Origin of the sequence: Streptacidiphilus carbonis (genome assembly GCF_000787775.1) — a bacterium.
Taxonomy (GTDB): Bacteria; Actinomycetota; Actinomycetes; order Streptomycetales; family Streptomycetaceae; genus Streptacidiphilus; species Streptacidiphilus carbonis.
The window spans coordinates 56,827-70,679 of record NZ_BBPM01000042.1 but is presented as its reverse complement, the minus strand read 5'-3'; the positions used below and the strand labels follow the sequence as shown (position 1 = coordinate 70,679).

The following is a 13,853-nucleotide window of genomic DNA, read 5'->3' as shown; positions in this document are numbered from 1 at the left end:
TGGAGCAGGAGGGCGTCGAGGTGGTCCGGGGCGACCTCGCGGTGCCGGAGGTTCCGGCCGGGACCGGGGTGGAGCTGCCGCTCCCCGAGGTTCCCGCCCTGGCCGGGGAGAGCTGGCTGACCGTGACGGCGACCCTCGCCGAGGACGAGCCGTGGGGCGCGGCCGGGCATGTGGTGGCCTGGGGGCAGGTGCAGCTCGGGCAGCGCCCGCCGCGCACCCCGCTGCGGCCGGCTTCCGGTGACACCGCCCGCGAAGCGGCGCCCGGGGACGACACCGGCGTGCTGGCCCTGGGCTCGGCCCGGTTCGACCGCGCCTCCGGCGTGCTCGTCGGCTTCGGGGGGCTGGCGGTCGACGGCCCCAGGCTGGACGTCTGGCGCGCCCCGACCGACAACGACCTCGGCGGACGGCAGCGCTCGGTCGCGTACGCCTGGCGCCGGGCCGGGCTGGACCGGATGCGCCACCGCACGGTGTCCACCGGGATGGAGGACGGCGCCTTCGTGGTCCGCTCCCGGGTCGCGCCTGCGGCGACCGACCTGGGCCTGCGGGCCGAGTACCGCTGGAGCGAGCAGGACGGGCGGCTGCGGCTGGACCTCTCGGTGGCGCCCGAGGGCGACTGGGAGGAGTTGACCCTGCCGAAGCTGGGCCTGCGGATGGCGCTGCCCGCCGAGCTGGACCAGGTGACCTGGTACGGGCTGGGCCCGGGGGAGTCCTACCGGGACAGCAGGCAGGCGGCGCGGGTGGGGCGGTTCAGCCTGCCGGTGTCCGAGCTGCAGACGCCGTACGTGATGCCGCAGGAGAACGGCAACCGCTCGGAGGTGCGCACGGCGACCTTCCAGGCGGCGTCCTCCCCGGGCGGGACCGGGACGGGGCTGCGGGTCGAGGGTGACCCGTTCTTCGACTTCACCGCCCGGCGGTGGACCGCCGAGGACCTCGACGCCGCACGGCACACCTCGGACCTGCGGCCGAGCGACCGGCTCCACCTGACCCTGGACCGGGCCCACCAGGGCATCGGCACCGGCTCCTGCGGCCCAGGCGCGCTGCCGCAGCACCGGCTGACGGCGGAGCGCACCAGCTTCACCGTACTGTTCTCGCTGACCTGAGCCGCTGCGGCGCCCCGTCGGCGAACGACCCGAACCGGTCCGTTCGCCGACGGGGCGCCGTGGGTTGTCGGGAGGTGAAAGGACCGGCCGGATCGCTCATCCGACCTGGGTCGGAACCCTCACGTCGCTCTCATACGCCGCCCATAGCCTCGAACCCGTAGCCAGAACGCACCAGCTGACGGGAGCACCACCATGATCCTCATCAACGCAGCGTCCAAGCGCCCCGGCGAGGCCCCGCTCCGCCGGCTCACCCCCGGCACCGGCACCGTCGTCGTCCCCCGCGCCGCGGGTCGCCGCACTCTCCGGTCTACGGCTCGCTGAGCGCCATCCACTGCTCCGGCTTCCCGAGCGGAGCGAAGCCCGCCTTGGCGTACACGGCGTGCGCGTCGGCGGTCGCCAGCAGCGTCCGCCGCAGACCGTAGGGGGCGAGATGGTCGCGGACGGCGGCGGCCAGCGCGGTCCCGAGGCCCCTGCCGCGAGCCTCGCGGGCGATGTAGACGTCGCAGAGATAGGCGAAGGTGGCCCGGTCCGTCACCACCCGGGCGTAGCCGACCTGGGCGCCCGAGGCCCGGTCGTAGACGCCGAAGTTGAGCGAGTTGGCACCGGCGGTGTCCTGCTTCTCCCTGGACCGGCCGAGCGCCCAGTAGGCGTCCTGCGACAACCAGCGGTGGATCAGCGCGGGGCCCAGCCGGGCGGGGTCGGTGGAGATCTCGTAGCCGTCGGGCACGTCGTCGTTGCTCATGCCGTAATCCAAGCAACCCGGCCGGTCGGCGGGCCAGCGGATTTCCTTGCACACGCCCGTGGATCCGCCGTTCCCCTTCCTTTGTATGCTCGACTCGCGTCGATGGGACGCGCGCACGGGCCCGGGAGAGGAACGTCCATGACCACCGAGTTGAGCTCCGACGCCGTGGAGGGTCTCCTGGACCGAGCCCGGGAGGACTACGAGGCGCTGGCGGCCCGCGGGCTGTCGCTGGACCTCACCCGGGGCAAGCCCGCGCCCGCCCAGCTGGACCTCTCCGACGACCTGCTCAGCCTGCCCGGCGGCCGGTACACCGCCGCCGACGGCACCGATGTCCGCAACTACGGCGGCCTGCAGGGGCTGACCGAGCTCCGGGAGATCTTCGCCGACCTGTTGCAGATGCCGGTCCCGCAACTGCTCGCGGCCGGGAACTCCAGCCTGGAGCTGATGCACGACTGCCTGGTGCACGCGCTGCTCAGCGTGGCGCCCGGGGCCGAGTCCCGCTGGGCGGACCAGGAGCGGATCGCCTTCCTGTGCCCGGTGCCCGGCTACGACCGGCACTTCGCGCTGTGCGAGCGGTTCGGCATCGACATGATCCCGGTCCCGATGACGGACGCCGGCCCCGACATGGACGTGGTGGAGCGGCTGGTCGCCGAGGACGCCTCGGTCAAGGGGATCTGGTGCGTGCCCAAGTACAGCAACCCGGACGGCGTCTGCTACTCCGACGGGACCGTGGCCCGGCTCGCCGCGATGGAGACCGCCGCGCCCGACTTCCGGATCTTCTGGGACAACGCCTACGCCGTGCACCACCTCACCGACGAGCGGGTGGAGATCGCCGACCTGCTCGGCGTGAGCGCCGCCGCGGGGCACCCGGACCGGGTGTTCGTGTTCGGCTCCACCTCCAAGATCACCGCGGCCGGCGCGGGCGTTGCCTTCTTCGGCTCCTCCGCCGCCAACGTGCAGTGGCTGCTGGCCAACAACGCGAAGCGCTCCATCGGGCCGGACAAGGTCAACCAGCTGCGGCATGTGCTGTTCCTGCGCGACGCGGAGGGCGTGCGCGCCCACATGGAGCGTCAGCGGGCGCTGCTGGAACCGAAGTTCGCTGGGGTGCAGCGGATTCTCGAGGCCGAGCTGGGCGGGACCGGCCTCGCCACCTGGACCACACCCAAGGGCGGGTACTTCGTCAGCCTGGAGGTGCCGGACGGCTGCGCCAAGGAGGTCGTCCGCCGCGCGGCGGCGGCCGGCATCGTCCTGACTCCGGCGGGAGCGACCCATCCTTACGGGGACGACCCGCGCGACGCCGTTATCCGTATCGCTCCGAGCTACCCCTCGCTGGAGGAGCTGGAGCAGGCCATCCTGGGGCTCACTGCGTGTGTGCGGGTCGTCGGTTATGAGCGGGGCGTTCGCCAGGCTTCGGTCGGGTCCTAGCCGCGGACCGTAGTTGGTTGGCCGCGCAGTTCCCCGCGCCCCTGGACAGTGCAACCGAGCCGGCTGCAGACCCCTGGGGGCGCGGGGAACTGCGCGACAAGCCAGCTACGGTCCGCAGCCGACAGCCGGTCAGAACCCGCCGCCCACCTCATGGGTGACCCCTTCGGTGATGGCCTGGAGCTTGTCCGGGTTGGCGATGTTGTGGACGGTGCGGATCCGCCCTTCCGCGTCGAGGTCGAGGGTGATGACACCGATCACCCGCTCGGCCCCGGTGAAGACGATGCCGGGGCCGCCGTTGATCTCGACGAAGGCGACCGTCATGTCGCTCACCTCCACGCCCTCGTAGGCCCGCCGACGGGCGAACGCCGCCATCACGGTGGCCACCTTGGCCGCGCCCTCGACCGGGTGCAGCACCTGGCGGACCTTGCCGCCGCCGTCGGTCCACAGGGTGACCTCGGGGGCGAGCAGTTCCATCAGCGCGTTGATGTCCCCGCCGGTGGCGGCCGCCAGGAACCGTTCGGTTGCCTGCTGCCTGGCGGCCCCGTCGCCGGTGAACCGCGGCCTCCGGGCCTGCACGTGCTCGCGGGCCCGGTGCCCGGCCTGCCGCACGGCGGCCTCGGAGCGTTCGACGATGTCGGCGATCTCGGGGTAGCTGAAGGCGAACACCTCCTTCAGCACGAACACCGCCCGCTCCAGCGGGCTGAGCGTCTCCAGCACCACCAGCATCGCGGTGGAGACAGAGTCGGCGCGCTCCACCGTCTCCAGCGTGTCGGCACCCGTGTCCGCGGTGGTCAGGATCGGCTCCGGCAGCCAGGGGCCGACATAGGCCTCCCGCTTGCGCTGCACCGAACGGAGCCGGTCCATGGCCAGATTGGTCGCGATCCTGGCCAGATAGGCCTTGGGGTCGGCGACTTGGGAGCGGTCCGCCGCCGACCACTTGAACCAGGAGTCCTGGACGACGTCCTCGGCGTCCGCGGCGGTGCCGAGGAGCCGGTAGGCGACCGAGAACAGGAGGTTGCGGTGGTCGGCGAAGGTCTGCTGGTCAGTGGCGGTGGTCATGAGCCGATGATCTCAGTGCGGCGACCGCCCTTGCGCCACACCGCCGTCATCCCGGCGCCGTACCGCTTGACCCGGCCGAAGACCTGCCAAGGAGCGCTGCTCACCGACTCCTTGTAGAACACCGCGCTCCTGCCGGTGAGCATGAAGCGTCCGGGGGTGTCGTCGGGGCGGGTGAACTGGATGACCGCGTCGTGCCGGCCCAGGCTGACCGGCTGGTGCAGGTACCCGAACCGGAACGGCTTGGTCTGACGGCCCCTCAGTTCGTCGGCGATCGCCAGGGAGGCGTAGGAGCCGGTCGGCATCCCGCTCTGGCAGGTGCCGTGGATGACGCCGTAGCTCTGCTGGATCGCGGCCGCGTCGCCGACGGCGTAGACGTCGGGGTGGGAGACGGAGCGCAGCCGGCTGTCGGTCACGATCCGGCCGATCCCGTCGACGGCCAGTCCGGCCGCCGCCGCCAGCGGCGACATCCGGGTGCCGGTGGTCCACAGCACCGCGTCGGCGGCGATGTGCTCGCCGTCGGCCAGGTCGACGCCGCCCGGCAGCACCTTGGCGATCTCCGCGCCGGCGCGTACCCGGACGCCCATCCGCTGCAGTGCGCCCAGCAGGTAGGCACGCGCCTTGGGGCCCATCATGGATCCGGGCCCGGTCCGCCCCAGCAGCAGCACGTCCAGCCGGGGGTGCTGCTCGGCGATCTCGGCGGCGGCCTCGACGCCGGTCAGTCCGCTGCCGGCGACGACCACCGTCGCGCCCTCGGCCAGCCGCTCCAGCGTCCCGGCCAGCGCCAGGGCCCCGGCGGAGTTGACGAGGGTGTGTGCGTGGCTGTCGACCCCGGGGACGGCGTCGGTGTCGGCGACGCTGCCCAGCGCGTACACCAGGGTGTCGTAGCCGAGTGTGAGCTCGTCGTCGATGCGGACCGTCCGCGCCTTTGTGTCGACGGCGGTGACCCAGCCCTCGACGAAGGTGATGCCGGTGCCCGCCAGTAGTTCGGGGAGCTGCAGGTCGGCCAGTTGCTGGCCGGAGGCGATCTGGTGCAGTCGCAGCCGTTCGGTGAACCGCGCCTGCGGGTTGACCAGGGTGATCTGCACGTCCTGCTTCTTGCGGGTACGGGCGGCCAGGCTCATCGCCGCGGTCAGGCCCGCGTACCCTGCGCCGAGGATCACGATCTTGTTCATGGTGTCCGCTCCCTGTCCGGGGTCTGTCCGTGTTTGCTTGACGGACCCAGGACGGATGGGCGGGCGCGGATCGTGACATGCCGAGCATGTGATCCAGCTCACATGGATTCAGCGGGGCTGCCGCCGTCGCAGCAGCAGTGTCAGCGCGGTCGCGGAGAGCGCCAGGGCGACCGCTCCTGCGGCGCGCAGGCAGCCCCAGGCGACCAGTGAGGTGGCCGCGGCGCCCGCGACCACAGCCGCCAGCCGCAGCGCCGACCAGCGGTCGGCGGCCTGCAGCCGCCCCTGCCCGGCGCGGCCGAGCAGACCGGTGAACGTGCCGGTGAAGTAGGTGGTGGGCACCGCCCAGGTCTGCGCCTGCAGGCCCATCGCCACGGCCACCGCGACGATCAGCACCAGCTGCGCGGGCAGCGTCCGGCCCCAGTCCAGCGCCCAGGCCCCGGCGGCCGCCGCGAGCAGCCCGGTCCCCACCGCGAGCAGCCGGCGGACCGGGATCCGCGGACGGGCCCGCCCCGCCGCCGCGGCGCCGAGCCCGTATCCGGCGAGCGACGCCGCGGCCCTCGGCACCACGCCGTGCTCGCCGAGCCCGACCGAGGCCCCGACCAGGACCAGGTTCCCGGTCATCACCCCGGCGAAGACCTTCCCCAGGCAGAGGAAGGCGAAGGCGTCGGTGGCCCCGGAGGCGGCCGACAGCACCACATGGACCGGTTCGTCCTGATCGGGGTCCGGATCGGGGTCCGCGGCGCCGTCCTGGTCTGCGGCGGGTTCGGGGCCTGGTTCGGGACCGGGTTCGGGGCAGGCGGGGCTCATGCGTCCATTCTTCCCACGCCTGCTCCCGTTCCGCGGTTCTGACGCCCGCTCGGGTCAGCGCTCGTAGGTGCCGGTCAGTCTGCCCCTGGCCAGGACCGGTGCGGCGACGGAGGACAGGACCGCGCGGGGCGCGGCCCGCGCGGGCGAGGCCGCCCCCGGACCGTCGCCGCCCGCGGCGGCTGCCAGCGCGAAGAGCTGGAAGGTGTAGCGATGCGGACCGTGGCCCTTGATCGGCCCGGGCCCGTGGTACCCCCGACCGATGGTCGAGCGCAGGACGGTCACCCCGGCGGCGGGCGCCCGGCCCGACAGGCCGCCGGTCGGCAGCCGGTGCGGGGAGGCGAGCGCGGCGGGATCGATCAGCGCCAGGCAGTGCACGGCGGGCCTGGCCATGGGGACGTCCAGGTCCTCGACGGCCAGCAGCAGCTGCGCCGTGCCCTCCGGCGGCGGGGTCCAGGCCAGGTCGGGGGAGAGGTCCTTGCCGCCGTACCGCTTGGCCACGTGTTCCTGCGGGATCGGGCCGCCGTCCTGGAACTGCCGGCTCGTCAGGTCGAGCAGTTCGGGGCCGTGCAGCCGCGGCTGGTTCCAGGCCAGGTGTGTCTCGCCGGCCCTGTGGTTCCTGAGGAGGGTGCCGAGGATCGTCATCGGGTGGCCGCCAGCGTCTTCAGCACGTCGGCCGTGGTACCCGTCTCGCCGAGGCGGGGGAAGATCCGCTCGACGCTGTTGCGGTGCGTCTCCGGGTCCGTGTCGGTCATCGCGTCGGTGGCCAGGGTGACGTGGTAGCCGTGGTCGTGGGCGGCCCGGGCGGTGGACTCCACCCCGGCGCTGGTGGCGATCCCGGTCAGCACGATCTGGGTGACGCCGCGGCGGCGCAACTGCAGGTCCAGGTCGGTGCCGTGGAAGGCGCCGCGGTTGCGCTTGGTGACGACGATGTCGCCGGGGTGGCCGGACAGCTCGGGGATGATCTCGTCCCAGCCCTCGGGCCTGGCGACGGGTCCCCGGCTGGGGGCGTCGGTGCGGCCGGGGACGGCGTCGGCTCCGTCGGCGGCGGAGGTGACCCGGACCAGCACGACCGGCAGGCGGTGGCCGCGGAAGGCCTCGGCCAGCTCGACGTTGCGGGCGACGACCTCGGCGACGCTGTAGGGGGCGGTGTCCATCGGGACCAGGGCGTTCTGCAGGTCGATCACCACCAGGGCGGTGGTGGGGTCGAGTGTGCTGACGGGCATGGGTGCGGCCTTTCTGGCGGTACGGGGGAGTCGGGGCTATGCGGCGGGGGCGGCGGTGCCGTCGTCGGCCGGCTCGTCACGGCCGACCCGGCCGAGCGAGCGGTCCGCCACCGTGCCGACCAGGAACACCGCGGCCAGGGCGGTCAGGAACCAGGCCAGGTGGTGCAGGCCGGCGGTGTCGGCGCGGTGGGTGAAGACGATTCCGTTGGCGGCGGAGGCGACTATCGCGCCCAGGTAGCCGAAGGTGCGCAGCAGTCCGGCGGAGGAGCCCATGCGTTCCGGATCGGCCTGGTGGTAGACGGAGTTCTGCAGTGCGAGGCTGTTCAGGCCCTGCGGCACCCCGACCACCAGGGCGACGGCGACCAGCAGCCAGACCGGGCTGGACGCCCCGAGCAGCAGGAGCAGCAGGCAGGCCAGCAGTTGGGCCCCGGCGCCGATCAGCAGCTTGCCGCGGATCTCCTGGCGCCGTCCGGTGAGCGCCGACACTGCGATCGCCGTTCCGAACAAGGGCAGTTGGGCCAGTCCGGCCTGGGTGGCGGACAGTCCGCGGCCCTGCTCCAGCCACTGGGTGTAGCCGTAGAGGAAGGCGTAGGAGACGACGTAGGACAGCAGCGCGCGGCCGTAGGTGGCGAGCAGCGGCCCGTTGCCGGCCAGCACCCGCAGGTCGATGAAGGGCTCGGCGGCCCGCCGTTCGCGCACCGCGAAGCCGGTCGCGGCGGTGAGGGCCAGCAGCAGCAGGTACCAGTGCGAGGCCTGAGGGTTCATCAGGAACAGCAGCAGTGCGACCAGCATCGCCGCGAACAGGCCCATTCCGGCAGCGTCCAGACGGGTGGTCAGTCGAACTGCCGCATCGGGACCGGAGCGCTGCGCCGCCGGGGTCGGCGGCAGCCGCAGCAGGCCCAGCAGCAGGCCGACCACGGCCAGCGGGATGTTGACGGCCAGGGTGGTCCGCCACCCGCCCAGTCCGATCAGCAGTCCGCCCAGGGTGGGGCCGATCACGGCGATGGTCTGGTTGGAGATGGCGAGCACGGTCAGCACCCCGGCCGGGCTGTCGTGGCCGGTGCGTTTGGCCTCGCTGCGGATCAGGTACATCGCCGCCGGGTAGCCGGCGCAGGTGCCGAAGCCGAGGATCACCCGGGCGGCGATCAGCATGCCCAGGTTCGGGGCCAGGGTGCCGACCACGCCGGCGATCCCGGCCAGCGCGGTGCCGGCCAGGAAGAGCCGGCGCGGTCCGAAGATGTCGATCAGCCGTCCGACCACCGGTTGGCCGATGGCGGTGGCCAGGTAGAGCGCGGAGACCAGCCAGGCGGTCTGCGAGGGCGGGGCGCCGAAGGCGGCGCCGATGGGGACCAGCGAGACCGCGATGATCGAGGAGTTGACCGGGTTGAGGATCGACCCCAGGATCATCGGCGCGAGCAGCCTGCGGTCGAAACCGTCCGCGGGCGCGGCTCCGGCGCCCGGGCGTATCGAACGGGTGGAGTGGGCGGTCACGGCCGGCTCAGCCTGTCGAGCAGCGCCATCGCCTCGATGACGGTCTGCCGCTCGGCCTCGGTGCAGCGGTCCTCCAGGGAGCGGCTCAGCCACTCCTCGCCGGCCCTGCGCTTGTCGGCGAGGAACGCCTGTCCGTCCTCGCTGAGTGAGAGCAGTTGGCGGCGGCCGTCGTCCGGGTCGGGACGGCGCAGGATCAGCCCGCGCTGGTCGAGGACGGCGAGGGTGGCCGCCATCGACTGCGGGCGGACCCGCTCGTCCGCCGCCAGGTCGCTGGCCGATTTGGGCCCCTCCTTGCTCAGCCTGCTGAGCGCGGAGGTCTGCGAGGGGGTGAGCCCCTCGGTGTCGTAGCTCTCCCTCATCCGGCGGCGCAACCGGCTGAAGACCACCCGCACCTCGCTGGCCGCGCGGACGGCCGACTCGGAGATCCCTTGAGCGTTCTCGTCCATGCCTCCACGGTAAATCCTTCAGTCTGAACTGTCCAGTCCCATCTGTTCAGTCCAGGCTGAAGAGGCTTCCGCCTCAGCCGGGGCCGGTGAGCCGGTGCAGCCGCAGCGCCAGGTGCAGCTCCAGCGCGCGGCCGGGGCTGTTCCAGTCCGGGCCGAGCAGCGCCTGCACCCGGTCCAGGCGCTGCACCACGGTGTTGATGTGGACGTGCAGATCGTCCTTGGCGCGGGTCAGGCTGCCGCCGTTGCGGAAGTAGGCGTCCAGGGTGTGCACCAGTCCGGTGCCCCGCCGGGCGTCGTACTCCAGCAGCGGGCCCAGGGTCTCCCCGACGAAGCCGTCCACATCGTGCCCGTCGCCCAACAGCACGCCCAGGAAGCCCAGTTCGGCGGCGCAGGCGCCGTCGCCGAGCCGGCCCACCACCTTCAGCGCACGCAGGCAGCGCTGCGCCTCGGCGTGTGCGGCGACCAGCGCCTGCGGTCCCTCGGCCGGGCCCGCGGCGGCGACCGTGACCGGGGCGCCGGCCAGCCGGCCGAGGCGGTGGGCCGCGGCGCGGGCCACCTCGCCGGCGGCGCTGTCGCCCTCGGGGAGCAGCAGCACCACGGCGCCCGCGTGCTCGGCGCTGACGCCGGGGCTGCCGAAGGGATAGCGTCCGGCCGCACCGGCGAGTTTGTGCCGGGAGTCGGGACCGGTCTCGGCGACCAGCACCAGATGCGGGCGGTCCAGGTCCACCCCCAGCCGGCGGCCGCGCTCGACCAGGTGCGCCGGATCGCGGTGCGGCGCGGACAGCAGGTCCGCGACCAGCTCGCCGCGGACCCGGTTCTCGGCCTCGGCCACCGAGCGCCGCAGCAGGAGCAGCAGCGCGGTGACCACTCCCGCCCGCTCGAACAGCCGCCGGTCCGGGTCGTCCAGGTGCTCGCGGTCGTGCAGCACCAGGCTGCCCAGCAGCTCGGGTCCGGCCAGCACGGCGCAGACCCAGCCGCCGTCGTGCGGCACGGCCCGGCCCGCCGTACGCGACTGCACCACGGCCGCCCGCAGCGCCTCGTCCGCGGCGGGTCCGCCGTCGGACGAGCTGAGCGGCCGGCCCTCGGGATCGTGGAGGGTGACCGCGCCGCCCAGCAGTCCGGCCACCGCCCGGGTCACGGCGGGGACCTCGCCGCCGCGCAGCACCAGGTCGGTGAGCCGGTCGTGGGCCTGCTCGGCCCGCTGCATGGCGGCCGCGTGCTCGCGGATCACCTCATTGGCGCCGGCCAGCTCGGCCAGCGCGGCGCGGGTGTCCTCCATGGCACGGGCGGTGTCGATGGCGATGGCGGCATGGGCCGCCAGCGAGCACAGCAGCGCGACCTCGTCCGGTGCGAACGGGCGCGGGGAGCGGTCGGCGGCGAACAGCACCCCGATCACCTTGGTGCCCTCGCTGCCCGAGGATCCCAGCAGCAGCGGCACCCCGAGGATGCCGACCAGGCCCTCGTCCACCACCCCGGCGTCGATGCTGCGGGTGTGGCGGAACCGGGCGTCGGTGCGGTAGTCCGGGGTGGCGTATGGACGGGCGGTCTGCGCGACCAGACCGCCCAGGCCCTCGCCCAGCTCCAGCCGCAACTGCTGGAACAGCGCGGACACCGAGCCGTCGGTGACCCGCATATAGGTGTCCCCGGCCTCCTCGTCCGGCAGGGTGAGGTACGCGGTGTCGGTGCCCAGCAGCATCCGGGCCCGGCGCACGATCGCCTGCAGCACCGCGTCCAGGTCGCGCGAGGCGGCCAGGTCGCCCGCCGTCTCGAAGAGCGCGCTGAGCCGGTTCTCCCGGCGCCGGTGCTGGCCCAGGGTGCGGTGAACCCGGAGTGCCAGCTGCGCCGCCTCGGGGTCCGCGGCGGAGAGGGCACTGAGCTCCTCCGCCGGGGCGCCCTCGGCGAGCAGCCGCAGCAGGTCGGCGGCGGCACCGGTGTCGTTGGCCTGGGTAGCCTTGCTCTCTGCCATGATGCGCGTCATCGTCCCAGGTCAGACGGCTGATGTCACCCCATCAGACGACGGCCTGCCGATCGGCGGCGAGCTCGGCGCCGGTGTCGTCGGACCGGGGCCCGACCTCCGCCAGGTCGCGGCCGCGGGTCTCCCGGGCGAAGAGCAGCGCGATCACGGTGACCACCGCGGCCAGCGAGATGTAGAGCGAGATGGGCGTGGAGTCGCCATAGCCGGACAGCAGCGCCACCGCGATCAGCGGCGCGGGCGCGCCGGCCGCGACCGAGGCGAACTGGGCGCCGATGGAAGCACCGGAGAAGCGCATCCGGGTCGCGAACAGCTCCGAGAAGAACGCGGCCTGCGGTGCGTACATGGCGCTGTGGAAGACCAGGCCGACGGTGACCGCCAGCACCAGCATCGGGAAGGACTTCGTGTCCAGCAGTGCGAAGAACGCCCAGGCCCAGGCGCCCACGCCGACGGCTCCGACCAGGTAGACCGGCTTGCGTCCGACCCGGTCGGAGAGCGCGCCGAACAGCGGGATCAGGCAGAACTGCACGGCGGAGCCGATCAGTACCGCGTTGAGCGCGGTCTGCTTGTGCAGCTTGAGGTGGTCCACGCAGTAGGTCAGCACGAACGCGGTGATCACGTAGTAGGAGATGTTCTCGGCGATCCGGGCCCCCATCGCCACCAGGATGTCGCGCCAGTGGTGCCGCAGCACCGACAGCAGCGGGGAGGGCTCGGCCTCGGCGGCCTTTCGGGCCTGGGCCTTCGCCTGGGCCGCCTTGAACAGCGGCGACTCGTCCACGCTCAGCCGCACCCACAGCCCGACGCCGACCAGTACGGCGGAGAACAGGAACGGGATCCGCCAGCCCCAGGCCTGGAAGGCGGCGTCCGACTGCACGCTGGTCATCAGCGACAGCACACCCACCGCGATCAGGTTGCCGGCCGGTGCGCCGCCCTGCGGCCACGACGCCCAGAAGCCGCGCCGCCGGGCGTCGCCGTGCTCGGACACCAGCAGAACGGCCCCGCCCCACTCGCCGCCCAGCGCGAAGCCCTGGACCACCCGCAGTGTGGTGAGCAGGATCGGCGCCGATATGCCGATCGCGGCGTAGCCGGGGACGCAGCCGATCAGGGCACTGGAGACGCCCATCATCACCAGGCTGACGATCAGCAGGCGCTTACGGCCGATGCGGTCGCCGAAGTGGCCGAACACCAGCGCGCCGATCGGGCGGGCGGCGAAGCCGATGGCGTAGGTGAGGAACGAGAGCAGGGTGCCGGTCAACGGGTCCGAGGAGGGGAAGAAGACCTTGCCGAAGACCAGCGCGGCCGCCGAACCGTAGAGGAAGTAGTCGTACCACTCGATGGTGGTCCCCACCAGGCTGGCGGCGACGACCTTGGTCAGGCCTCCGGGCGGACTGCCCGGGCCGGGGGAGGAGGGAGCGTTCACGTCGGTGGGAGCGCCAACCATGGGAACCTGCTTCTGAGTTGAGGATGAGTCAGGGAGCGGCGGGAACGGGCTAGTGCGCGGTCCAGCCGCCGTCCAGCGGCAGCGAGGCGCCGGTGAGGTAGCCGGTGTGCGGGGAGCAGAGCCACAGCACCGCCTCGGCGACCTCCGACGGCTCGATCAGGCGCTTGATGGCGCTGCGTTCCAGCAGCACCTGCTCCACCACGTCGGCGTGCGGGATGCCGTGGGCCAGCGCCTGGGTGGCGATCTGCTCCTCCACCAGCGGCGTGCGGACATAGCCGGGGCACACGCAGTTGCTGGTCACCCCGTACGGGGCGGCCTCCAGGGCGACGACCTTGCTGAGCCCCTCCAGGCCGTGCTTCGCGGTGACATAGGCGACCTTGAACGGACTGGCCCGCAACCCGTGCACCGAGGAGATGTTGACGATGCGTCCCCAGCCCTGCTCGTACATGTGCGGCAGCACGCGGCGGATGATCCGGAACGGGGCCTCGACCATGACCCGCTGGATCAGCGCGAACCGCTCCGGCGGGAAGTCGTGCACCGGTGCGATGTGCTGCAGACCGGCGTTGTTGACCAGGATGTCCACGTCGTCGGGCAGGCCGTCGACGGCGTCGGCGTCGGCCAGGTCCACGACCAGTGCGGTGCCGCCGATCTGCTCGGCCACCCGCTTGGCGGCCTCCGGGGCCCGGTCCACCACGTAGACCTCGGCGCCCGCGGCCGCCAGTGACCGCGCGCAGGCCCGCCCGATGCCGCCGGCCGCGCCGGTGACCATGGCCCTGCGCCCGGCCAGGGAGTTCTGGATGCTGTCCATGACGCACACCGTAGGAACGCGGCGACCGGCGGCACATGTGACCGGAACCCACAGTTGGATCCCGGGGCATGGCGACCGCGACCATGGCCGCGGTCGCCGTTCCGCACCGTGCAGGCCCACCCCCGACGGGACGGGCCGGGTTCGGGGCGCTGCTCCCGGCCGACGCG

General features: G+C 73.1%; 14 protein-coding genes. 3 read left to right on the top strand and 11 right to left on the bottom strand.

Features of this window, described 5'->3' with window-relative positions:
- The coding region (locus tag TR46_RS27160) for a beta-galactosidase small subunit family protein (protein WP_042406029.1) at positions 1-1,100 on the top strand (1,100 nt) is incomplete at its 5' end.
- 192 nt (positions 1,101-1,292) lie between these two features.
- Positions 1,293-1,421, top strand: a complete 129-nt coding sequence (locus tag TR46_RS45135) for a hypothetical protein (protein WP_269084278.1) — start codon at positions 1,293-1,295, stop codon at positions 1,419-1,421.
- On the opposite strand, the gene TR46_RS27155 is transcribed toward TR46_RS45135, so the two are convergent.
- Complete coding sequence (locus TR46_RS27155; protein ID WP_042406028.1) at positions 1,408-1,842, bottom strand: GNAT family N-acetyltransferase; 435 nt, start codon at positions 1,840-1,842, stop codon at positions 1,408-1,410. The genes TR46_RS45135 and TR46_RS27155 overlap by 14 nt on opposite strands.
- Before the next feature lie 138 nt (positions 1,843-1,980).
- On the opposite strand from TR46_RS27155, the gene TR46_RS27150 reads away from it, so the two are divergent.
- A complete protein-coding gene (locus tag TR46_RS27150; RefSeq protein ID WP_042406027.1) occupies positions 1,981-3,267 on the top strand; it encodes an aspartate aminotransferase type Ic in 1,287 nt (428 codons plus the stop codon).
- A gap of 129 nt (positions 3,268-3,396) precedes the next feature.
- On the opposite strand, the gene TR46_RS27145 is transcribed toward TR46_RS27150, so the two are convergent.
- The 10 genes from TR46_RS27145 to TR46_RS27100 form a co-directional block, all read right to left on the bottom strand.
- On the bottom strand, positions 3,397-4,326 hold the full coding sequence (locus tag TR46_RS27145; RefSeq protein ID WP_042406025.1) for an RNA polymerase sigma-70 factor: 930 nt from the start codon (positions 4,324-4,326) through the stop codon (positions 3,397-3,399).
- Complete coding sequence (locus TR46_RS27140; protein ID WP_042406023.1) at positions 4,323-5,498, bottom strand: NAD(P)/FAD-dependent oxidoreductase; 1,176 nt, start codon at positions 5,496-5,498, stop codon at positions 4,323-4,325. Before TR46_RS27140 ends, TR46_RS27145 begins: the two co-directional genes overlap by 4 nt.
- 108 nt (positions 5,499-5,606) lie before the next feature.
- On the bottom strand, positions 5,607-6,305 hold the full coding sequence (locus TR46_RS27135) for a DUF1275 family protein (RefSeq protein WP_052433129.1): 699 nt from the start codon (positions 6,303-6,305) through the stop codon (positions 5,607-5,609).
- A gap of 54 nt (positions 6,306-6,359) precedes the next feature.
- Positions 6,360-6,947 carry a YbhB/YbcL family Raf kinase inhibitor-like protein gene (locus TR46_RS27130; protein WP_042406021.1) on the bottom strand — a complete coding sequence of 196 codons (588 nt, stop codon included), beginning with the start codon at positions 6,945-6,947 and terminating at the stop codon, positions 6,360-6,362.
- Positions 6,944-7,528, bottom strand: coding sequence for an isochorismatase family protein (locus TR46_RS27125; protein ID WP_042406019.1), 585 nt, complete (start codon positions 7,526-7,528; stop codon positions 6,944-6,946). The genes TR46_RS27130 and TR46_RS27125 overlap by 4 nt, the downstream gene beginning before the upstream one ends.
- A 36-nt stretch (positions 7,529-7,564) precedes the next feature.
- The gene (locus TR46_RS27120; RefSeq protein WP_084718965.1) at positions 7,565-8,935 is read right to left on the bottom strand and encodes an MFS transporter; all 1,371 of its coding nucleotides are present in this window, start codon (positions 8,933-8,935) and stop codon (positions 7,565-7,567) included.
- 80 nt (positions 8,936-9,015) lie between these two features.
- Positions 9,016-9,465, bottom strand: a complete 450-nt coding sequence (locus TR46_RS27115) for a MarR family winged helix-turn-helix transcriptional regulator (RefSeq protein WP_042406016.1) — start codon at positions 9,463-9,465, stop codon at positions 9,016-9,018.
- Between the two features lie 73 nt (positions 9,466-9,538).
- Positions 9,539-11,431 carry a helix-turn-helix domain-containing protein gene (locus TR46_RS27110; protein WP_042406013.1) on the bottom strand — a complete coding sequence of 631 codons (1,893 nt, stop codon included), beginning with the start codon at positions 11,429-11,431 and terminating at the stop codon, positions 9,539-9,541.
- 43 nt (positions 11,432-11,474) lie between these two features.
- Positions 11,475-12,878, bottom strand: coding sequence for an MFS transporter (locus tag TR46_RS27105; protein WP_084718962.1), 1,404 nt, complete (start codon positions 12,876-12,878; stop codon positions 11,475-11,477).
- Between the two features lie 49 nt (positions 12,879-12,927).
- Positions 12,928-13,686: a 3-hydroxybutyrate dehydrogenase gene (locus TR46_RS27100; protein WP_042406011.1), complete on the bottom strand. Its 759-nt coding sequence runs from the start codon at positions 13,684-13,686 to the stop codon at positions 12,928-12,930.
- Positions 13,687-13,853: the final 167 nt, after the last annotated feature.